This window comes from Citrobacter sp. wls714 (genome assembly GCF_005281025.1).
GTDB classification, from domain to species: Bacteria; Pseudomonadota; Gammaproteobacteria; order Enterobacterales; family Enterobacteriaceae; genus Citrobacter; species Citrobacter werkmanii.
In genome coordinates this window covers 93,390-114,711 of record NZ_SZWZ01000026.1, presented here as the reverse complement: position 1 = coordinate 114,711, position 21,322 = coordinate 93,390, and the positions used below count along the sequence as shown (strand labels likewise).

The following is a 21,322-nucleotide window of genomic DNA, read 5'->3' as shown; positions in this document are numbered from 1 at the left end:
CTGCTGCCTGCAAGGGATTAACATGTATCACGACATCAGCCATCTTCTCGCCCGCCTGATTAACGGCCCCACACCGCTGCGCCAGATTTATTTTGCCAGTACCAGTAGCCCAACGCCGGAACTGGCATATCAGGTTGATTTTCCCCGGCTGGAGATTGTGCTGGAAGGTGAGTTCACCGATAACGGCGTTGCAGGCGCTCCCGCGACGTTACTCCCTGGCGATGTACTGTTTGTTCCGGCTAGCGGCTGGAACTTCCCCCAGTGGCACACACCGGTGACCACACTCAGCATCCTGTTCGGCAAACAGCAATTGGGTTTCAACGTCGTTCAGTGGGACGGCAAGCAATATCAAAACCTCGCCAGGCAGCATGTCGCACGGCGTGGACCGCGTATTGGCTCTTTCCTGCTACAAACGCTTAATGAAATACAGATGCAGCCGCAGGAGCAGCAAACGGCCAGACTGATCGTCGCGAGCTTACTGAGCCACTGCCGCGATCTGCTCGGCAGCCAGATCCAGACCGCGTCGCGCAGTCAGGCGCTGTTCGAAGCCATTCGCGACTATATTGACGAGCGCTACGCTTCGCCGCTTACCCGGGAATCAGTCGCGCAAGCGTTCTACATCTCGCCCAATTACCTCTCCCACCTGTTTCAAAAAACGGGCGCAATCGGTTTTAACGAATACCTGAACCACACGCGACTTGAACACGCGAAGACGCTGCTGAAGGGTTACGAGCTGAAGATCAAAGAAGTGGCGCACGCCAGTGGGTTTGTTGACAGCAACTACTTCTGCCGCCTGTTTCGCAAGAATACCGAACGTTCGCCCTCAGAATATCGCCGGCAATATCACAGCCAGTTGACGGAGAAAGCGATCCGCCAGCAATAAAGAAGATAAAAACAACATTAACTGGATTTTTGTAATATCAAAAGCTAACTCACCATCCCCATCACCGCAACAAACCCTATTCGTAGCTGACATGTGAAGTAAATCTCACTTTTATAGATACATTACATTTATCCAGCTTTTGACAGATTTGTCAGATAGCGCGATGCGGCAAAACGCTCTTATCCTGTGCACAACAACGCATTCCGGCAACGGGCTGCTCACGCAAAATTAAGAGGGTGTTTTGTATGGAACTTTACCTTGATACCGCCAACGTCGCGGAAGTTGAACGTCTGGCCCGCATCTTCCCTATCGCGGGTGTCACCACCAACCCAAGCATTGTGGCGGCAAGCAAAGAATCCATCTGGGATGTGCTGCCGCGCCTGCAAAACGCCATTGGCGAAGAGGGCATTCTTTTTGCCCAAACCATGAGCCGCGACGCGCAGGGGATGGTGGAAGAAGCCAAACGTCTGAGCAATGCCGTACCGGGTATCGTGGTGAAAATTCCCGTTACTGCTGAAGGTCTGGCCGCCATCAAGTTACTGAAAAAAGAGGGTATCACCACCCTGGGAACCGCCGTGTACAGTGCTTCGCAAGGTCTACTGGCCGCGCTGGCTGGCGCAAAATATATCGCGCCTTACGTTAACCGCATTGACGCTCAGGGCGGCGACGGGATCCGCACGGTACAGGAACTGCAAATGCTACTGGAGCTACATGCGCCAAACAGCATGGTACTGGCGGCCAGCTTTAAAACCCCGCGTCAGGCGCTGGATTGCTTACTGGCAGGATGTGAAGCAATCACTCTGCCCTTAGACGTAGCGCAACAAATGCTCAATACCCCTGCGGTAGAGTCAGCAATAGAGAAGTTTGAGCAGGACTGGAACAACGCATTTGGTCACATCAACCTGTGAGGGAAATAAAGTATGGATCGCATTATTCAATCACCTGGTAAGTACATCCAGGGTGCCGATGTTATTACCCGTCTTGGCAGCTACCTCAAACCACTGGCAGCACGCTGGCTGGTCGTTGGGGACAAGTTTGTCTTAGGCTTCGCACAATCCGCGCTGGAAAAAAGCTTCCAGGATGCCGGACTGGCGCTGGAGATCGCGCCTTTTGGCGGTGAATGTTCGCAAAACGAAATCGACCGTTTGCGCGGCGTGGCGGAAAAAGCGCAATGTGGCGCAGTACTTGGTATTGGCGGCGGGAAAACGCTGGATACCGCCAAAGCGCTGGCGCATTTTATGGGCGTGCCTGTTGCCATTGCGCCAACCATCGCCTCTACCGATGCACCGTGCAGCGCCCTGTCCGTCATTTACACCGATGCGGGTGAATTCGATCGCTATCTGCTACTGCCGAACAACCCGGACAGGGTCATTGTTGATACTAAAATTGTCGCGGGCGCACCGGCACGTCTGTTAGCCGCAGGCATCGGTGATGCGTTGGCGACCTGGTTCGAAGCGCGTGCCTGTTCACGCAGCGGCGCAACTACCATGGCGGGCGGTCAGTGTACCCAGGCGGCGCTGGCACTGGCTGAGCTGTGCTTTAATACACTGGTAGAAGAAGGTGAAAAAGCGATGCTGGCAGCCGAGCAGCACGTGGTTACACCTGCGCTGGAGCACGTTATTGAGGCCAATACCTATCTGAGCGGCGTCGGTTTTGAAAGCGGTGGTCTGGCAGCGGCTCACGCCATTCATAACGGCCTGACGGCGATCCCGGATGCGCATCATTACTACCACGGCGAGAAAGTGGCGTTTGGTACGCTAACGCAGTTGGTGCTGGAAAACGCGCCGGTCGATGAAATCGAAACCGTGGCGGCACTCTGTCATTCCGTTGGGTTGCCGATTACCCTGGCGCAACTGGATATCAAACAGGATATCCCGGCGAAAATGCGCATTGTGGCAGAGGCTGCCTGTGCTGAAGGCGAAACCATCCACAACATGCCTGGCGGCGCAACGCCGGATCAGGTGTATGCCGCATTGCTGGTCGCTGACCAGTATGGGCAGCGTTATCTGCAAGAGTGGGAATAACCTGCCAATAAAAAATCCCCGCAATCACGGGGATTTTTTATTCATACCATGCCGGATACGCGCAAGCGCCATCCGGCGTTTTTGTTTACAGCAGATCGAAACGATCCAGGTTCATCACTTTCACCCATGCCGCCACAAAGTCCTTCACGAACTTCTCGTGCGCATCGCTGCAGGCATAAACTTCAGCCACTGCACGCAGTACAGAGTTAGAACCAAACACCAGATCGGCGCGAGTTGCGGTGTATTTTACTTCGCCACTCAGACGGTCACGACCTTCAAACAGCTCTTGTGACTCATCAACCGCTTTCCATTCGTAACGCATATCCAGCAAATTGACGAAGAAGTCAGTGCTGAGTACGCCAGGACGATCGGTAAAGACACCGTGCTGGCTGCCATCGAAGTTGGTGCCCAGTACGCGCATACCGCCCACCAGCACAGTCATTTCCGGTGCGGTCAGCGTCAGCTGCTGTGCTTTATCGATCAGCAGTGACTCAGTGGTTGATACGTCAGGGCGAGAACGATAGTTACGGAACCCGTCCGCAATTGGCTTGAGCAGTTCAAACATCTCAATATCCGTTTGATCCTGACGCGCATCCACGCGGCCCGGCGCAAAAGGAACATTGATGCTGACACCCGCAGCGCTTGCAGCCTGCTCCACGCCTACGACACCAGCCAGCACGATAATATCGGCCAACGACGCGGTATGGGCTGATTTATAGATGCCCTCTAACACGGGCAGTACGCGTGCTGCGGTAGCATTCACATCCCAACCACGCTGTGGGTCGAGCGCCAGACGAGCGCCATTCGCACCGCCACGTTTATCCCCACCGCGGAAGGTTGATGCCGAAGCCCACGCTACCGATACCAATTCGCCCACGGACAACCCGGAAGCAGCAATGGTCGCCTTCAGGTTAAGAATATCCTCTTCGCTTGGGTTGAAGAACGCATGCGGCAACGGATCCTGCCAAATCAGATCTTCTTTTGGCACTTCCGGTCCGATGTAACGCGCTTTCGGCCCCATATCGCGGTGCGTCAGTTTAAACCACGCACGGGCAAAGGCTTCGTTGAACGCCTGCGGATCATTGAGGAAACGACGAGAGATCTTCTCGAACTCAGGATCGAAACGCAGCGTCAGGTCGGTGACCAGCATCGTCGGCTTGCGTTTTTTCTCAGGATCAAACGGATCGGGGATAATCTCCGGCGCATCCACCGCTTCGAACTGGATAGCACCAGCCGGACTGCGAGTCTGGACCCACTCATATTTGAACAGGTTCTCGAAGAAATAGTTGCTCCACTGAGTCGGCGTTTGCGTCCAGACCACTTCCAGGCCGGAAGTAATCGCGTCTGCACCCGCGCCGCTACCATAGCTGCTGGCCCAGCCTAAGCCTTGCGCTTCAATCGGCGCAGATTCAGGATCGGCCCCAACGTGGGAAGCTGCTGCTGCGCCGTGGGTTTTACCTAACGTATGACCGCCGCCAATCAGCGCCACGGTTTCTTCGTCGTTCATTCCCATGTTACCGAAGGTCGCGCGAATCGCCGCGGCCGCAGAAAGCGGTTCGCCGCTATGATCCGGCCCTTCCGGGTTCACATAGATAAGACCCATTTCGGTTGCGCCCAGCGGCGCTTTTGCCAGTTCTTCCGGGTGACGGTGGGTCAGCCAGGCTTTTTCATCACCCCAGTTTACGTCGAGATCCGGTTCCCAGACATCTTCACGACCCGCGCCAAAACCGAAGGTACGGAAGCCGGAGTTTTCCAGCGCCACGTTGCCCGCGAGGATAAACAGGTCGGCCCAGGAGATTTTCTGGCCATATTTCTGCTTGATTGGCCACAGCAGACGACGCGCTTTATCCAGGCTGACGTTGTCCGGCCAGGAGTTCAGTGGTGCAAAACGCTGTTGTCCGCGACCCGCGCCACCGCGTCCATCGATGGAACGATAGGTCCCTGCCCCGTGCCATGCCATACGGATAAACAAACCGGCATAAGAGCCCCAGTCAGCAGGCCACCACGGTTGAGATTCGGACAGAAGGGCTCTGAGATCCCCTTTCAGGGCAGAGTAGTCAAGTTTGCTAAATTCTTTGCGGTAGTCGAAGTCCTCACCCAGCGGGTTCGAACGATTGGAATGTTGGTTCAAAAGATCAACGCGGAGTTGATTAGGCCACCAGTCGCGGTTACTTCTTCCAGCTCCCGCGCTGTGATCCGGCCCGCCCTGATGGAAAGGACACTTACCGGCAGTTGATGCGTTCTGGCTATCGTCGGACATGCTCATCTATATGCTCCCTTTACAGTGTTATGACTACGATATACACCACCAAAGATTAGATATAGTCGAAATAACCCACAGATTCGATAGCCAGATCCTTTTATATTTTTAGTTACAGAGATGTAGATCAAAATGATCAATAAAAAACCCTCCGCAGAGAGCTGACGTACTGATTATGCCGGTCTTACTCCCAGCGTGTGACAAATTGCGTAGCTCATTTCGGCGCGATTGAGAGTATAGAAATGGAAATCTTTCACCCCTTCGCGGCTGAGAATTTTCACCATATCCATGGCGATGTTTGCGCCCACCAGCTTGCGGGTTTCCGCATCGTCATCCAGGCCAGCAAACATAGTCGACATCCATGCCGGAATGCGGACGTTGGTCATGTCGGCAAATTTTTTCGCCTGTTTAAAGTTAGATACCGGCAGGATGCCCGGAATAATTTCCACATCGATACCCGCTGACACGCAGCGATCGCGAAAACGCAGATAGCTTTCTACATCGAAGAAAAATTGGGTGATCGCGCGATTCGCACCGGCATCAACCTTACGCTTCAGGTTCAGCAGATCGGCCTGAGCACTCTTCGCTTCCGGGTGTACTTCCGGGTAAGCCGCAACGGAGATATCAAAGTCCGCAACGTCTTTTAGCAGAGTCACCAGGTCAGAGGCATACATATCCGGTTTACCGCTTCCCGGCGGCAGGTCACCGCGCAGGGCAACAATATGACGAATACCGTTATTCCAGTAGTCCTGAGCAATAGTGCGCAGCTCATCGCGGGTCGCATCAATACAGGTCAGGTGCGGCGCCGCTTCAAGCCCGGTGCGATCCTTAATCCCTTTAATAATGCTATGCGTGCGGTCGCGCTCACCAGAGTTTGCACCGTAAGTGACTGAAACAAACTTCGGCTTCAGGCTGCTCAGGCGATCGATAGAGTTCCACAGGGTTTGCTCCATTTCACTGGTGCGCGGCGGGAAAAATTCGAAAGAAACGTTAATCTGCCCCTGTACTTCGGCCAGACTCTGATTCAGCGCTTCCCGCTGGTTGGCGTGAAAAAAGCTCATACCTTACCTCATCAATCTTTTGTCGTTATATGTTGTGTTGTGAACTGCTATACGTTTAGACGTCTAGATGTAAAAATGACGGAAAAGCACGCTGGCGTCAACACAAAAATCATCGTTAAAGGTGAGGAATACTCAGTCAACGTGAAAAAAATTCACATCAACCTGAAAGACCGAGGGATTGGTTCGCAACCGTCTGCAACCACTGCAACGTTGCTTCGCTCTCAGGCAGCATTACCAATCCCACGTGGATACGTAATGCGGAATCGGTAAGCGGCAGAAATATCACGCCCTGACGCTGGATAGCGGAAAAGGAGGCCGGGAGTAAACTCAGACCGTCGCCATGGGCGATCCGCGCCAGCAGCACGTCATGTTCCAGCGGCTCTTCAATACAGGCAGGAGAATAACCGGCGCGACGAAAAATATGTCGGGTGTAATCAAAAAAGGCAGGGTTCCGTTCGCGTTTAAACCAGAACAGTGGCCGGTGGTTCAGCGTCGTTAATGAGAGTGACGGCAGGCTCGCCTCTGGCCAGATCGCGGGTAATGCGGCAATCATCGGCTCTTGCCAGCCAAGTTGCATAGCGGTAAGCCCAGGAGTCTCAAGCGGTAACGCCACCAGCGCTGCATCCAGTTTTCCCCGACGAACCTGCCGCACCAGCTCAGGCGAACCATGACGAACAATATGTAGTTTCTCCGTACACCCGTGTAGCTGCGATTCAAGCGAAGCAAAAACACCTTGTTCAAACGCCGTACTTAGCCCCAGGCGCAAAGAGTGCTCCCCAGCTTGCGCTAACTGACTCAACGTCGCGCAGGTTTCTTCGTACATCGTCAGCAGCGGACGCACTATTTCCAGTACGCGCAGACCATCTTCCGTCAGCGTCAAACCACGGGTATGACGGACAAAAAGCGTCATCCCCAGACGTTCTTCAAGCTGGCGAATATGGCGACTCAGCGGCGGCTGCGACATAAATAAACGCTGCGCCGCCCGGCTCATATTGTTCTCTTCCGCCACTACGGAAAAGTAACGCAGCAGGCGAATATCCAGAGTGTGCAAAGGCGATGTTGTCATACCGAAAAGGTATCACGGAAACGGTATTATCCCAATCATTCTGCACGCTCTATCCTCAGACCATATACCAGACAAATGAGGAAGAGATTATGCATTCAGAACGCTTTATTACCGGTCAGAAGATGCTGCAAAAAGTGGATGGTAAAGGGGGCGATGCGGTCGTCGAAAGTCTGCAAGATATTGCGCCAGACTTCGCCCGCTACCTGCTCGAATTTCCTTTTGGCGACATCTATTCAAGACCGGGTCTGGATTTACGCAGTAGAGAGATTGCTACCGTCGCGGCGTTAACGGCGCTGGGTAATGCCGCCCCGCAATTGAAGGTGCATATTGGCGCAGCATTACACGTAGGCTTAACGCAGGATGAGATCGTCGAAGTGATTATGCAGATGGCCGTATACGCTGGCTTCCCCGCGGCACTCAACGGCTTGTTCGCCGCAAAAGAGGTGTTTGCCTCCCACAGAGGCTAAAACAACAGGCCAGCGGATTGTTTGCTGGCCTGAACGTGTTACTTTTTCACATCTTCCACGCGCATACCTTTCAGTTGCTCATCCGTCAGCGTATTTCCCGCTTTGAAATAATCAACCACGGCATTAGAGACATAGTAACCGCCGGATGTATTACGCGCGGTGCCTTCGGTGAATGCCGTAAAACCATCACCGCCGTCTGCCAGGAAGCTATTGGTGGCAATGTGATAAATCACAGCTTCCTCAATTGGCTTACCGTTCAGCGTCAATACGGTGACCCGTTGGCCAACCGGTTTGCTGCTGTCGTACTTCATCTCAAACCCTTTGGATACCTGCAGTACGCCGTTGCTTAAACCTGCGCCGTGCTCCATCAAACTACGCAGTTGCTTACCGGTAAGATCCATCGTAGACAACTCGTTCGGGAACGGGAAGGTACTAATAACTGCGCCCATCGTAATAGCACCTGACGGGATTTCATTACGAATGCCCCCTGAGTTGGTAAGCGCTAATTGGGTATCTTTACCCGCCGCAGCCAATAATGCATCCGCCGCCAGATTCCCTAACGAGGAGGATTCCCCGTAAGCACGCGTCAGCTCAACCGGCGAGTTGGCAACCGTCTGTTGCACCACTTCATCAAGCTTTTTATTCCAGCCATCAATCACCTGTTTCGTCTGCGGATCGGGTTTCCACTCATCGGCGTAGATAGTCTTTAGCTCGAAATTCTTCACGGTAAATTGATGCGGTTTTTGCTGGTAATCCAACACCAGTTTACCGACATCAATACCGCCGCTGTCGGTGGAGAGAATTAAGGTATTACCGACTTTAATCGGCTCTGGCGTGCCCACATGCGCATGGCCGGTGATCAGGATATCCAGGCCATGCACCTGACCTGCAGTCTGGATATCTTTATCCAGCGCACGACGCACATCTGTACTTCCCTGGCTGGACTGACGCGCCGGCGTACCTTCGTGGATCAACGCCACCGTCAGATCGACCTTACCTTTTAATTCATCGATATAACGTTGCAGCCACTTCACCTCATCCCGCGCCTCAATGCCAACGCGCGTCGCAGCCGAAACCGTATCATCAAAAGCAAACACACCGTGCAGACCTATGACGCCAATCTTTACGCCATCTTTTTCAATAATGGTCCAGGGCTTATCCCAGAACATTTTGCTGCTGTTCTGGTAAAAGATATTGCCCTGCACAATGGGGAATTTCGCCTGGCTCAGTTGCAACAACGTATTATCCCAGCCGTGATCGAACTCATGATTCCCCATAGTGACGGCATCGAAATTCATCGTATTCATGATATCGATAATCGCCTTGCCCTTTGTCAGGCTGCTGATGTACGGCCCGGTGAAGTAATCACCCGCGTCAAAGAACCAGGTCGCGCTATTTTTCGCTTTTTCCTGCTTCACCATCGTCGTGATATTGGCCCAACCGCCAACATCGCGTGTGCCATTAGCAATCCACGGGACTTTATAAGGTTCGACGTGGGCATGGAGATCGTTGGTATAGATAATCGTGACGTCTTTCGCTGATGCCCATAACGGCAGCGATACCAGAACACCGACAGCAAGCATTTTTAACTTCATAATCAATCCCTTTCAGTCATATAAAGAATCGCTACGTTACGTTCTGAAAGGTTTTTTTATGTGAGAAGACTCACACCCATCGGTAATAGTTGCAGGGCAAAATCAACGACCATTAAAAATCGTTGGTAATGCGATGACATCTCTGTTCACCATCAACTGCTGCAAGTCTTTTGGCTGCAAAAATCTGGGGCTGGCAAACTCAGTTGATTACAGCTGGCCCGATTACCGGCTGGGCTACGCCGCCCTGCACTGCCGGGCATGCGGAAGTTATCCCCCGCTGTTTAACGCTGAACATTTCCGCGAGTGGTTGGCCGCCTGTTTTACACATTTTGCAATTAACAGCGGTCTTTTTTGCCCAAATTGCTATCAGCGGGAACCGATCCGTTATGGACATAACCCACAGGGAACCCAGCGCCTACAGTGCCGGAGCTGTAGAAAAGTCTGGACCCCCAGACAACCGCCATCGACGACTATTGATCCGCCAGAACAAATAGTGACGGTGCCGCTTATCGTCCCTTTTCAGGGCGCAAGTGCAGATCAGAAACTGTATGTATTACTCAGTTTTGATGCTATTCGCGGCAATATTTTGCATATTTCCAGCAACTTTTCCCCTCATTCTGTTGGCAAGTCATTAGTTTACCGCTGGCGCGGGATGGTCGAGGCCACAGCGAATCATGACGATGTTATCCAACGTGTAAATCAGCGAGAAACGCAGTTTTTACGTCGCAGCCAGTTTGACGAAATTCAGTACGGCAGCGCGATGCTCAAACGTAACGCCAGCGGTAAGATTTTACGCCCGGTCATTACCACGCATGGGCATTTCCGCATTCTGAGCCATCTCTGGCCAACGGTTAAAATGCACATCATCGCCCACGAATGCTTTCTGCGCGGCGCTGTGATTACCGCATGGGCGGAACAATTTCGCGAACATCACGCCTCGCTTTGGTTTGTGGATGAAGAAATGGGCGACGACCAACACACCATGCCCTGGCAATTACTGGGCAAAAGTTATCAGGGATGGTGGCAAAACCAGTGGCAGATTTGGCAACAGAACAACAGGCGTAAAATGGTGTGTTTGTTAACGGAGGGACAGGTTGAAAAAGGAGCCTCGATAACGCTGAGCGCAAGTCATCATTTTATCGCCTGGCTGCAGCAACAGCCGAAATTTCGGGATAGCGCCCGTTACTCGGCCCATTCGGTGTTTCAGACGATAAGGACGCTGACGGAGAAATACAACACCCTGATCACCCAGAGCGATTTGCCCGGTGGCGCTGCCGCTTTCCGGGCCTATGGTTCGTGTCATAGCCAGGCCGGATAAGCGTAAGCGCCATCCGGCAACGCAAACTACAGCAACTGCGCCAGGCGGTTGATATCCGATTGAATGGCTCCGGCGGTCACATCGCGGCCTGCGCCAGGTCCGCGAATCACCAGCGGGTTATCGCGATACCAGCGGCTTTCAATGGCGAACACATTATCGCACGGCAACAATGCCGCCAGCGGGTGCTCAGAACGTACCGCTTCAACACCCACACGTGCTTTACCGTTAGCGTCAAAACGCGCCACATAGCGCAGCACCAGCCCCATTTCACGCGCCGCTTCCAGACGCTGCACCATCTGCTCGTTCAGTTCATCGCCATTTTCAAAGAAATGGTCAATAGAGCCTTCTTCACAATGCGCAGGCACCAGCGACTCCACGCGAACCTGATCCGGCTCGATGTCGTAACCCGCTTCACGCGCCAGAATCACCAGCTTACGCATCACATCCTTGCCGGAAAGATCCACGCGCGGGTCTGGTTCGGTCAGCCCCTGCTGCCACGCCTGATCCACCAGGTCGGTGAAAGGCACCGTGCCATCAAATTGCAGGAACAGCCACGACAACGTGCCAGAGAAGATCCCGCTGATCGACAGAATGGTATCTCCGCTATCAATCAGATCGCGCACGGTATGGTTGATCGGCAAACCTGCGCCCACAGTGGCGTTGTACAGCCAGTGACGACCGGTTTTTTCAAACGCATCATGAATTTGGCGATACTTATTACTGCTGCTCGCACCTGCCAGTTTGTTGGCGCTGATAACATGGAAACCGTGGCTGGCGAAATCCAGATATTGATCAGCCAACTGCTCACTGGCAGTTACGTCCAGCACCACTAAGTCATCATACGGGTGGGCGCGCATCCACAGGAACAACGACTCTTCATCCTGTTCCACTGCCTCATCATCAAAGAAGGCCAACGCGCGGCTGGCATCCAGCCCTTCATAATTCAGCAAGCTACGGCGGCTATCAACCACACCTGCCAGCACGAACTCTAATCCGGTACGCGCCGAGAGCGTACTTTGCTCACGGGCGAATAGCTCCAGCCAACGTGATCCAATATTCCCCTTCCCGAACAACACCAGGCCGATACGTTTTTCCGCGCGGAAAATTGACTGATGCAGACCTTGGATCAGGCTCTCCGTCGGTCCAGTACGCAGTACGGCGACCAGGCTGATGCCCTCCTCCGACTGCCAGGTGAACTCAACCGGCTGACCTTTCAGTTGCTGCCAGAAGCGGTGGCAGTGCAACGGGTTACGGGTGACGCCCGCCCCGACCATCGCCACCAGCGCCAGCCCTTGACGCAGACGCAGCTCTCCCGGCAATCCGGCCTCATCAAGAATTCTCAACGCGCCGTCAGCGACTTCGGAGGTATAGCAAAATTGCAGCAGTTGGCGATCGGGATGCACACCCACCGCCAGCGGACGCACCTGGGTGCGTTTTAAAATCTGGTCGACCTCTTTGTGGGCCAGCTTAAAGTCCTGACCGGTGGGAACCTGAAACTCAATCAGGCAGACGTCGTCATGACTGGTCACGATACGCGCCCCGGTCCCGGAAGCCAGCACGCGTTCAATACGCGTTGAACCTTGCTCCGGCGTATAGCTACAACGCAGCTGGAGATCAATATCACTGCCGGAAACCGGCTGTAAGGTACGGGCATGGAGGACCGGAGCCGCCAGACGCGCCAGTTCGCTGGCTTCATCCAGACGCAGCAGCGGTAGCAGGCAGGCATCTTTCACTTTACGCGGATCCGCACTGTAAACCCCGGCGACATCGCTCCAGATAGTTACGCGAGAAACCCCAGCCAACGCGCCAACCTGCGTCGCCGAGTAGTCAGAACCATTACGCCCCAGCAGTACCGTTTCACCGGCGTTGCTACGGCTAATAAAACCGGTAACGACCAGGCGTTTACCCGGATGTTGCGCCAGCAGTTGCTGCAGCAATGGGTAAGAGAGACCTTCATCCACCTGCGGCTGAGCGCTACGCTCCGCACGTAAAAAATCGCGCGCATCCAGCCAGGCCGATTCCATACCTTGTTGGTTAAGGACGGCGGACATCAAACGCGCCGACCATACCTCACCGTGTCCGACAACTTCAGCATAAACGGCATCGTTCACGCCGCTGTCGAGTAATCCGGCCAGACGCTCCAGGTCGTGAATAAACGCACCAATCAGGCCGTCGGCCACTTCTGGTGGTAACAAACCGCTAATCAGCTCGCTCTGATAGCGACGTAACGTCTGCTGAACCTGATGCGCAGAAAGACGATCGGTCTGGCTTAACTTCAGCCAGCTAATCAACTGGTTAGTGGTACTGCCTGCGGCTGAAACAACCATCATGTCATCAGGCTGCGAGTACTCCGCCATAATGCCTGCGACACGCAGATAACATTTCACATCAGCCAGACTACTACCACCAAATTTGTGCAGTTGACGACCCTTCGCCCCTGCCTGCGCAATCACACTCATGTTTACCCCTTGTTTGCAGCCCGGAAGCCATTTTCCAGGTCGGCAATTAAATCTTCGCCATCTTCAATACCGGTGGAGATACGCAGCAGCGTTTCCGAAATCCCTGCTGCCGCGCGCGCTTCTGGCGCCATTCCCGCGTGTGTCATGGTTGCAGCGTGGGAGATCAGACTTTCAACGCCTCCTAACGATTCCGCCAGCGTAAACAATGACAGCCCACCAAGGAAGCGACGCAGCGTTTGCTCATCGCCATCCAGTTCAAAACTCAGCATCGCGCCAAAGCCTTTTTGCTGACGCGCGGCAATCTCATGCCCCTGATTATCCGGCAATGACGGGTGATACAATTTTTTCACCAGCGGCTGCGTTTGCAGATAATCAACAATCGCCTGAGCATTACGTTGCGCCACCTCCATACGCGGTGACAGAGTACGCAGGCCGCGCAACAGCAGATAACTATCAAACGCGCCGCCGGTCACGCCAATATTGTTCGCCCACCACGCCAGTTCAGTGACCGTTTCCGGATCTTTCGCTATCACCACACCAGCCACCACGTCTGAGTGACCGTTTAAATATTTCGTGCATGAATGCAACACCAGATCGGCGCCCAATGCCAGTGGATTTTGCAATGCCGGGCTTAAAAAAGTGTTGTCCACCACGCTGACTGCACCAGCTTCACGCGCCAATTGACAGATTTTCGCAATATCCACCACGCGTAGTAGCGGGTTGCTGGGGCTTTCTACCAGCACCAGCTTCGGTTTTTCCGCCAGCGCCGCCTGCAACGCCCGCTCATCGCCTTGATCGACAAACAGTACGCGATAACAGCCACGCTTTGCCAGACTGTCAAACAGGCGATAGCTGCCACCGTAACAGTCGTGCGGCGCGACCAGCAGATCGCCAGGTTTCAGGAATACCGTCGTCACCAGATGAATCGCCGACATACCGGTATTGGTTAGTACCGCGCCCGCGCCACCTTCCAGTTCTGCCAACGCGCGCTGAACCACATCGCGCGTCGGGTTACCGCGGCGTGAATAGTCATGGGCGCGAGGTTCATTAAAACCGGTAAAGTTATAGGTACTGGAGAGGTGAATCGGCGGGACAACGCAACCGTACTGTTCGTCGTCATTTAATCCGCTACGCACTGCGATGGTGGCCTGTTTACGCGTCATATTGAGGAGATCCTGGCTGAGTCGGTGAAAAGTCAGGCACCAGATTAATCATAGTTACAATAGACGTCAATACATCTGGACATCTAAACTTCTTTGCGTATAGATTGAGCAAACCGCAAATAGCCGTTAAAATTATATGCATTAGCGTACATCCGCGTCGGCTTACTTCGTGTCAGGGCCGCGCCACTACGATAAACTACGCGCAATTATGGTCCGGGCTCAGGTTCTGGCCTCAATATTAATGACGAAGAGGATTAGGTATCTCATGGCTGAATGGAGCGGCGAATATATCAGCCCATACGCTGAGCACGGTAAGAAGAGTGAGCAAGTAAAAAAAATTACGGTTTCCATTCCTCTGAAGGTGTTAAAAATCCTTACCGATGAACGCACGCGTCGTCAGGTGAACAACCTGCGCCACGCCACCAATAGCGAACTGCTGTGTGAAGCGTTTCTGCATGCTTTTACCGGGCAACCACTACCCAACGATGACGACCTGCGTAAAGAGCGCAGTGATGAAATCCCGGAAGAAGCAAAGGTAATCATGCGTGAACTGGGTATCAACCCGGAAACGTGGGAATACTAATTGTTGAAGAAAGATGAAAGAAGGCGGGATTGCTCCCGCCATCTTTCACAACGCTACTTACTAATTCCATTGAGTTTATTCAATGTTTCTTCCATTTTGAGCGTTTCTTTACGGTTCAATGGATAGCAATAAATCAGAATGACCGCCGCCAAAAACAGGCACAAAGCCGGCAGGAGATTCGCCATCGTATAAATATTTTCCTGCACGATGCTGGTTTGCACAGCCCCACCCGTTGAGGAAGATTGATAACCAATGATGGCCAGCATAAAGCCGCCAATAGCCCCGGCGCACGCCTGACCGACCTTGCGGGCGAAGAAGTTCACGCCATAAACGGTACCATCCTCACGATCGCCAGTGACATACTGGTGATAATCACAAACATCAGTCATAAACGCCCATATCATCAGGTTGAATAACCCCACACCCAGCGTCGCCAGAAACAGGAAAACCAAATAGACTTTCGCGTCGGTAATGTGGACGAAGTACATAATCAGATACATCGCTACCGCAAAGAGCAACGCGCCTACACTCGCTTCTTTTTTACCAAACCGCTTCGTGAGCCAGGATGCCGATGGCGCCAGCAAAACCAGAGAGCCAAAGGTAAACAGCAATGCAACGGACATGGCCTCTTTGTTATGGAAATAGTCATTAAACAGGTAGGTCATATTGGTCCCGGACAACCCCTGATTAATCACAATCAGCAGATCCACCACAACCAGAACAATCAGTGCCTTGTTGCGTAACAACCCCTTCAGTAATACCGACACGGGCATGCTCTCTTTTCTCTCCACACGCACGCGTTCCGTCGTTAGTTGACAGGTTAGGGTTAAAAAGATAAAGCCCAGCACTGCGCAACCAATGGCAATCCAAAAGAAATGCTGCCCGGAAATCACCTGGCTTCCGTCCACCAGGGTGGTGTACATCAGAATTGGAATAAAAAAGCCGGTTGCCCCGCCGCCGATGGCTGACCCAACGCTGCGCCAGGTTGAGAGCGAAACACGATCTTCCGGGTTCGAGCTGATCGCCGCAGACATGGCACCATACGGGATACTGACCGTCGATAACAACGAACCGTAGATAAAATAGGAGCAGCAGATGTAGATAATTTTCGCCGTATAAGAGAAATCATTCACAAATGGCAGGAACAAGACGACCGCAATGATGCAGAAAGGATACTTCATACGGCGCACCCACGGGTTAAACCGTCCATGTACCGTTAGTTTAGAGGTATCACATAAACGCCCTACGCCAACGTCGACAAACGCATCAAAGAGTTTGGTTACAAAATAGAGCGAGCCTACAATAACGCCGGAAATACCGAGTACGTTAGTGTAATAAATCATTAGAAAACTGTTCACCAACCCAAGAATAAAACAGGTTCCGAGGTCACCACACAAATAACCAAATTTATCTCTTAATCCGAAAGGCCTGACAGCAATACTTTGATTACTTCCGATTGTAGTTCCATCATTAGACATGATGTCAACTCCTTAGACTCATTATTCACGCAAACTATATGTATATACCGATGCTCAGCATAATAAACCGCTATGAAGAGTATTAATGGTCAGAAGTTATAACCGAGACCGACACGATAACGAGTCTGACGATCGTCTGTGGTGGTGGTGTTATAACCGGAGGAAACGTTACCCACCTCAACAAATGGAATCCAGGAACCTATTTTATAAGCCACACGGAAGTTATATTCATAATCGTCTTTGCGGTTGTTATATAAATCTTCGCTATCGGCAATTTTATAAATACCGTTAAGCTCAAACATCCAGTCATGAATGTTATAACCGAGCCATGCTTCCGGACGATAGACCATGCGGTCATCCTTGCCGTCAGTGTTTCTGCGCATGTACTCCTGACGATAGCGGAACGCAGTCCACCAGCAGTCATTGATATTGTACTGTACGCGGATATAAGGTTTATAAATCGTGATGTTATCGCCCGTTTCAATCGCAATACCCGGCTGCCAGATAAGATCCCGCCAGGTAAACTGGTAGCTTGCCGTATACTCGTTGCCATTACTTTCCATATTATTCCACGCATCATTAGATTGCGTATCTTCGGAACGTGAAATAGCTTCAACTGCAACACCAAAACCAGTCGCAAAACGATGAGACATATAAACACGATCGTAATTACGCCCATCGTCATAATATTCATGACGATAATCAACATAACCCGCTTGCGCGGCCACAGAGAATAATGGAATCAGTAATAACGCAGATTTAAATTTCATGACCATCCCTCTTCACACTAAATCAAGGAAATTACCCATCTCGTTCCGTCCATTAATGGGAAACGATGAAGGATTAAGAATAATTTTATATTTCGACGAAAGTGTATTTTAGAAAGAAAGCAGAAACCTTTGGTATTTTGCCAACAATTAGCATGAGTGGCAAAAACCAGAAGATAAAAAGGACGCAGATCACCAGTAGAAACATTTTACCTAAAAAATAAAAACACTGTTTTATTTATTAAATAAAAGACACTATTCAACACATCAATATAAATTTCAGTCTTCAGGCGCAGATACAAAAAAAGCGCCGTAAGGCGCTTTTTTCTGACAGCTGAAACTTACTTGCTGCCTGGGATGCTGAAACGCTTGTTGAAGCGATCAACACGGCCACCGGTAGCAACATCACGCTGCTTGCCAGTATAGAACGGGTGGCACTTGCTGCACACGTCAAGGTTCAGATCGTGACCGACAGTAGAGCGGATTTTAATGACGTTACCGCAAGAGCAGTTTGCAGTAATTTCTTCGTATTTCGGGTGAATATCTTTTTTCATGGGAAAACCTCGGTTTAAGGCCGCGTCGCTCTTCCAGCCCTAACGCCAGACACCACGCGATGTTAATTATTCCCCGTCACCTTTCACACTGCATCAACAGCTTGAAATTCTCGGGTAATGGTCATTGTTTGACGCAATCAATTTGCATCAAAGGCGGCGAATCATACAGAAATTAACCTGCTCATGCAAACTGATCCGCATTCTACCCTTCACTAATGTGTATACTAACCCGCCAGATTTCAAGTCAGGATGATTCAATGCCCGTTGCGCACGTTGCCTTACCCGTTCCGCTACCTCGCACCTTTGACTACCTCCTGCCGGAAGGCATGAGTGCCAAAGCCGGGTGTCGTGTACGCGTGCCTTTTGGCAAGCAGCAGGAGCGCGTGGGCATCGTCCTTTCCGTCAGCGAGCACAGCGAACTGCCGCGGAGCGAATTAAAAGCCGTTCTCGAAGTGCTGGACAGCGAACCGGTCTATTCGACCTCCGTCTGGCGTCTGCTGTTATGGGCAGCTGACTATTATCATCATCCTATTGGCGACGTGCTGTTTCATGCCCTGCCGATTCTGCTACGCCAGGGACGCCCGGCTACCAACGCGCCCATGTGGTACTGGTTTGCCACTGAAGAGGGCCAGGTTATTGATCTCAACGGCCTGAAGCGCTCTCCCAAGCAGCAGCAGGCGCTGGCAGCATTACGCCAGGGAAAAATCTGGCGCGACCAGGTGGCAGAGCTGGAATTTAATGACGCCGCCTTGCAGGCGCTGCGTAAAAAAGGCCTGTGCGATCTGGCAAGCGAAACGCCAGGATTTAGCGACTGGCGTACGCACTACGCGGTTTCCGGTGAGCGTCTGCGGCTGAATACCGAACAGGCTACCGCTGTCGGGGCGATCCACAGCGCTTCTGACAGTTTTAGCGCCTGGCTATTAGCGGGCGTGACGGGATCGGGTAAAACAGAGGTCTATTTAAGCGTACTGGAAAATGTGCTCGCCCAGGGCAAACAAGCACTGGTAATGGTGCCGGAGATTGGCCTGACGCCGCAAACTATTGCCCGGTTTCGCGAGCGCTTCAATGCGCCGGTCGAAGTCCTGCACTCGGGTTTAAATGACAGTGAACGTCTTTCGGCATGGCTGAAGGCGAAAAATGGCGAAGCGGCGATTGTTATCGGCACTCGCTCGTCGCTGTTTACGCCGTTTAAAAATCTGGGCGTGATTGTCATCGACGAAGAGCACGACAGCTCTTATAAACAGCAGGAAGGCTGGCGCTATCATGCGCGCGACCTCGCGGTTTATCGCGCCCATAGCGAACAAATTCCCATCATTCTCGGCTCAGCCACCCCAGCACTGGAAACGCTGTGCAACGTGCGGCAGAAAAAATACCGCATGCTGCGCCTGACGCGCCGCGCCGGGAATGCCCGCCCAGCCACTCAGCACGTACTGGATCTGAAAGGTCAGCAGGTGCAGGCCGGACTCGCCCCTGCGCTTATCGCCCGTATGCGTCAGCACCTGCAGGCGGATAATCAGGTGATCCTGTTTTTGAATCGCCGGGGCTTTGCTCCTGCCCTGCTGTGTCACGATTGTGGCTGGATTGCTGAATGCCCGCGCTGCGATCACTACTACACGCTGCATCAGGCGCAGCACCATCTGCGCTGCCACCACTGCGACAGTCAGCGTCCGATACCGCGTCAGTGCCCTTCCTGCGGCTCAACGCATATGGTTCCGGTAGGACTCGGCACCGAACAGCTTGAGCAGGCTCTGGCGCCTTTTTTCCCCGGCGTGCCAATCTCACGCATCGATCGCGACACGACCAGCCGTAAAGGCTCGCTGGAGCAGCATCTGGCGGAAGTACACCGCGGCGGCGCGCGGATCCTGATCGGCACGCAAATGCTGGCAAAAGGCCACCATTTCCCGGACGTCACCCTGGTGGCGCTGCTGGACGTTGACGGCGCGCTGTTCTCCGCAGATTTCCGGTCGGCAGAACGCTTCGCCCAGCTTTATACGCAGGTTTCCGGGCGTGCCGGGCGCGCCGGGAAACAGGGCGAAGTGGTGCTGCAAACGCACCACCCTGAACATCCGCTGCTGCAAACCTTGCTGTATAAAGGTTATGACGCCTTTGCCGAACAGGCGCTGGCCGAGCGACAAACGCTCCAGCTTCCCCCATGGACCAGCCATGTCATCGTGCGGGCAGAAGATCACAACAACCAGCATGCGCCGATGTTCTTGCAGCAGTTACGAAATCTGATTCAGGCCAGTCCGCTGGCCGATGAAAAACTGTGGGTGTTAGGCCCGGTTCCTGCCCTGGCCCCCAAACGTGGCGGTCGCTATCGCTGGCAAATTTTGTTGCAGCACCCGTCGCGAATTCGCCTGCAGCATATCGTCAGCGGCACGCTGGCGCTGATTAATACATTACCCGATGCACGTAAGGTTAAATGGGTGCTGGATGTCGATCCCATCGAGGGATAATCCCTCACGATGCGAGGCGGATCGTAAAATTAAATATCCATCACACTTTTTATGAAAATTCTGTAACCGCTTCCATTCACTATCTGATAAAAATGTTTCAGATGAAGGTTATCCAGGGACGAGTCTGTGCCAGCCGCCCTGGCGAGGAGAAAGAGTGAAACCGAATAAGCAGGTTGCCGCCGCTACGATGAAAGATGTTGCTCTGAAGGCGAAAGTCTCAACGGCAACCGTATCCCGCGCATTAATGAACCCAGACAAAGTTTCGCAGTCAACCCGTAACAAGGTTGAGCAAGCTGCTCTGGAAGTGGGATATCTACCTCAATCGATGGGACGCAACGTAAAGCGTAATGAGTCACGTACCATTCTGGTGATTGTACCGGATATCTGCGATCCGTTTTTTAGCGAAGTCATTCGTGGCATAGAAGTCACCGCCGCAGAACAGGGATATCTGGTGCTTATCGGCGATTGCGCGCACCAGAATCAGCAGGAAAAGACCTTTCTTAACCTCATTATCACCAAGCAGATCGATGGCATGGTGCTGCTCAGCTCGCGCCTGCCGTTTGATGCCAGCGTGGAAGAGCAGCGTAATTTACCGCCGATGGTTATGTCCAACGAGTTCGCGCCAGAGCTGGAACTTCCCACCGTGCACATTGATAACCTCACCGCCGCCTTTAACGCGATGAACTATCTGCTGGAACTGGGACATAAACGCATTGGCTGTATCGCCGGACCAGAGGATATGCCGCTGTGCCATTACCGTCTGCAAGGTTACGTTCAGGCACTGCGCCGCAACGGAATTACGGTCGATCCGCATTTCATCGCGCGCGGTGACTTTACCTATGAAGCGGGAGCCAATGCGCTTAAACAGCTCCTGGCGCTACCACAGCCGCCTACCGCGGTCTTTTGTCACAGCGATGTCATGGCGCTTGGCGCCCTCTCTTACGCCAAACGTCAGGGCCTGAAGGTGCCCGATGATTTATCGATTATCGGCTTCGATAACATTTCGCTCGCGGAATTTTGTGATCCACCCCTGACAACCGTCGCACAGCCGCGTTTCGATATCGGACGTGAAGCTATGCTGTTACTGCTCGATCAATTACAAGGGCAGAACGTCAGCAGTGGCTCACGTTTACTGGACTGCGAGCTTATTATTCGGGGTACAACCCGGGCACTGACGTAAAGTAAAGT

17 protein-coding genes are annotated in these 21,322 nt (G+C 52.8%); 8 read left to right on the top strand and 9 right to left on the bottom strand.

Features of this window, described 5'->3' with window-relative positions:
• Positions 1–22: 22 nt before the first annotated feature.
• The 3 genes from FDX11_RS04420 (at position 23) to FDX11_RS04410 (ending at position 2,907) form a co-directional block, all read left to right on the top strand.
• Positions 23–883: a helix-turn-helix domain-containing protein gene (locus tag FDX11_RS04420; RefSeq protein WP_061382559.1), complete on the top strand. Its 861-nt coding sequence runs from the start codon at positions 23–25 to the stop codon at positions 881–883.
• A 245-nt stretch (positions 884–1,128) separates the two neighbouring features.
• A complete protein-coding gene (gene fsa / locus FDX11_RS04415) occupies positions 1,129–1,791 on the top strand; it encodes a fructose-6-phosphate aldolase (RefSeq protein ID WP_061382560.1) in 663 nt (220 codons plus the stop codon).
• A 12-nt stretch (positions 1,792–1,803) separates the two neighbouring features.
• Positions 1,804–2,907, top strand: coding sequence for a glycerol dehydrogenase (locus FDX11_RS04410; RefSeq protein ID WP_137397555.1), 1,104 nt, complete (start codon positions 1,804–1,806; stop codon positions 2,905–2,907).
• An 85-nt stretch (positions 2,908–2,992) separates the two neighbouring features.
• Here the strand turns inward: FDX11_RS04410 and katG are convergent, their stop codons facing one another.
• The 3 genes from katG to FDX11_RS04395 form a co-directional block, all read right to left on the bottom strand.
• The gene (gene katG, locus FDX11_RS04405; RefSeq protein ID WP_042313364.1) at positions 2,993–5,173 is read right to left on the bottom strand and encodes a catalase/peroxidase HPI; all 2,181 of its coding nucleotides are present in this window, start codon (positions 5,171–5,173) and stop codon (positions 2,993–2,995) included.
• A gap of 167 nt (positions 5,174–5,340) precedes the next feature.
• Entirely contained in the window at positions 5,341–6,228 is an 888-nt protein-coding gene (gene metF, locus FDX11_RS04400) for a methylenetetrahydrofolate reductase (protein WP_038636049.1), read from the bottom strand.
• Positions 6,229–6,385: 157 nt separating this feature from the next.
• A complete protein-coding gene (locus tag FDX11_RS04395; RefSeq protein WP_042313366.1) occupies positions 6,386–7,294 on the bottom strand; it encodes a LysR family transcriptional regulator in 909 nt (302 codons plus the stop codon).
• An 89-nt stretch (positions 7,295–7,383) separates the two neighbouring features.
• Here FDX11_RS04395 and FDX11_RS04390 point away from each other — a divergent pair, with 89 nt between their 5' ends.
• Positions 7,384–7,761 carry a carboxymuconolactone decarboxylase family protein gene (locus FDX11_RS04390; RefSeq protein ID WP_087856665.1) on the top strand — a complete coding sequence of 126 codons (378 nt, stop codon included), beginning with the start codon at positions 7,384–7,386 and terminating at the stop codon, positions 7,759–7,761.
• Between the two features lie 38 nt (positions 7,762–7,799).
• Here FDX11_RS04390 and FDX11_RS04385 read toward each other — a convergent pair whose 3' ends face one another.
• Entirely contained in the window at positions 7,800–9,356 is a 1,557-nt protein-coding gene (locus FDX11_RS04385) for a bifunctional UDP-sugar hydrolase/5'-nucleotidase (RefSeq protein WP_137397554.1), read from the bottom strand.
• Between the two features lie 133 nt (positions 9,357–9,489).
• On the opposite strand from FDX11_RS04385, the gene FDX11_RS04380 reads away from it, so the two are divergent.
• Positions 9,490–10,674: a cytoplasmic protein gene (locus FDX11_RS04380; RefSeq protein ID WP_137397553.1), complete on the top strand. Its 1,185-nt coding sequence runs from the start codon at positions 9,490–9,492 to the stop codon at positions 10,672–10,674.
• A gap of 26 nt (positions 10,675–10,700) precedes the next feature.
• Here the strand turns inward: FDX11_RS04380 and metL are convergent, their stop codons facing one another.
• A complete protein-coding gene (gene metL / locus FDX11_RS04375) occupies positions 10,701–13,133 on the bottom strand; it encodes a bifunctional aspartate kinase/homoserine dehydrogenase II (RefSeq protein ID WP_042313376.1) in 2,433 nt (810 codons plus the stop codon).
• Between the two features lie 2 nt (positions 13,134–13,135).
• Entirely contained in the window at positions 13,136–14,296 is a 1,161-nt protein-coding gene (gene metB / locus FDX11_RS04370; protein WP_042313378.1) for a cystathionine gamma-synthase, read from the bottom strand.
• 265 nt (positions 14,297–14,561) lie between these two features.
• Between metB and metJ the strand changes: the two genes are divergently transcribed.
• Entirely contained in the window at positions 14,562–14,879 is a 318-nt protein-coding gene (metJ, locus tag FDX11_RS04365) for a met regulon transcriptional regulator MetJ (protein ID WP_003825168.1), read from the top strand.
• Between the two features lie 53 nt (positions 14,880–14,932).
• Here the strand turns inward: metJ and FDX11_RS04360 are convergent, their stop codons facing one another.
• The 3 genes from FDX11_RS04360 to rpmE form a co-directional block, all read right to left on the bottom strand.
• Positions 14,933–16,357: an MFS transporter gene (locus tag FDX11_RS04360; RefSeq protein WP_137397552.1), complete on the bottom strand. Its 1,425-nt coding sequence runs from the start codon at positions 16,355–16,357 to the stop codon at positions 14,933–14,935.
• Positions 16,358–16,446: 89 nt separating this feature from the next.
• Entirely contained in the window at positions 16,447–17,127 is a 681-nt protein-coding gene (locus tag FDX11_RS04355; RefSeq protein ID WP_042313383.1) for an oligogalacturonate-specific porin KdgM family protein, read from the bottom strand.
• 338 nt (positions 17,128–17,465) lie between these two features.
• Complete coding sequence (rpmE, locus tag FDX11_RS04350; protein WP_003028810.1) at positions 17,466–17,678, bottom strand: 50S ribosomal protein L31; 213 nt, start codon at positions 17,676–17,678, stop codon at positions 17,466–17,468.
• Positions 17,679–17,935: 257 nt separating this feature from the next.
• Between rpmE and priA the strand changes: the two genes are divergently transcribed.
• Entirely contained in the window at positions 17,936–20,134 is a 2,199-nt protein-coding gene (priA, locus tag FDX11_RS04345) for a primosomal protein N' (RefSeq protein ID WP_042313385.1), read from the top strand.
• 154 nt (positions 20,135–20,288) lie between these two features.
• Positions 20,289–21,314 carry a DNA-binding transcriptional regulator CytR gene (gene cytR / locus FDX11_RS04335; protein ID WP_042313387.1) on the top strand — a complete coding sequence of 342 codons (1,026 nt, stop codon included), beginning with the start codon at positions 20,289–20,291 and terminating at the stop codon, positions 21,312–21,314.
• Positions 21,315–21,322: the final 8 nt, after the last annotated feature.

Excerpts from the sequence above, each read along its gene's own strand:
- FDX11_RS04420 (WP_061382559.1), top strand. The coding sequence starts at position 23 with ATGTATCACGACATCAGCCATCTTCTCGCCCGCCTGATTAACGGCCCC.
- fsa (WP_061382560.1), top strand. The coding sequence starts at position 1,129 with ATGGAACTTTACCTTGATACCGCCAACGTCGCGGAAGTTGAACGTCTG.
- FDX11_RS04410 (WP_137397555.1), top strand. The coding sequence starts at position 1,804 with ATGGATCGCATTATTCAATCACCTGGTAAGTACATCCAGGGTGCCGAT.
- katG (WP_042313364.1), bottom strand. The coding sequence starts at position 5,173 with ATGAGCATGTCCGACGATAGCCAGAACGCATCAACTGCCGGTAAGTGT.
- metF (WP_038636049.1), bottom strand. The coding sequence starts at position 6,228 with ATGAGCTTTTTTCACGCCAACCAGCGGGAAGCGCTGAATCAGAGTCTG.
- FDX11_RS04395 (WP_042313366.1), bottom strand. The coding sequence starts at position 7,294 with ATGACAACATCGCCTTTGCACACTCTGGATATTCGCCTGCTGCGTTAC.
- FDX11_RS04390 (WP_087856665.1), top strand. The coding sequence starts at position 7,384 with ATGCATTCAGAACGCTTTATTACCGGTCAGAAGATGCTGCAAAAAGTG.
- FDX11_RS04385 (WP_137397554.1), bottom strand. The coding sequence starts at position 9,356 with ATGAAGTTAAAAATGCTTGCTGTCGGTGTTCTGGTATCGCTGCCGTTA.
- FDX11_RS04380 (WP_137397553.1), top strand. The coding sequence starts at position 9,490 with ATGACATCTCTGTTCACCATCAACTGCTGCAAGTCTTTTGGCTGCAAA.
- metL (WP_042313376.1), bottom strand. The coding sequence starts at position 13,133 with ATGAGTGTGATTGCGCAGGCAGGGGCGAAGGGTCGTCAACTGCACAAA.
- metB (WP_042313378.1), bottom strand. The coding sequence starts at position 14,296 with ATGACGCGTAAACAGGCCACCATCGCAGTGCGTAGCGGATTAAATGAC.
- metJ (WP_003825168.1), top strand. The coding sequence starts at position 14,562 with ATGGCTGAATGGAGCGGCGAATATATCAGCCCATACGCTGAGCACGGT.
- FDX11_RS04360 (WP_137397552.1), bottom strand. The coding sequence starts at position 16,357 with ATGTCTAATGATGGAACTACAATCGGAAGTAATCAAAGTATTGCTGTC.
- FDX11_RS04355 (WP_042313383.1), bottom strand. The coding sequence starts at position 17,127 with ATGAAATTTAAATCTGCGTTATTACTGATTCCATTATTCTCTGTGGCC.
- rpmE (WP_003028810.1), bottom strand. The coding sequence starts at position 17,678 with ATGAAAAAAGATATTCACCCGAAATACGAAGAAATTACTGCAAACTGC.
- priA (WP_042313385.1), top strand. The coding sequence starts at position 17,936 with ATGCCCGTTGCGCACGTTGCCTTACCCGTTCCGCTACCTCGCACCTTT.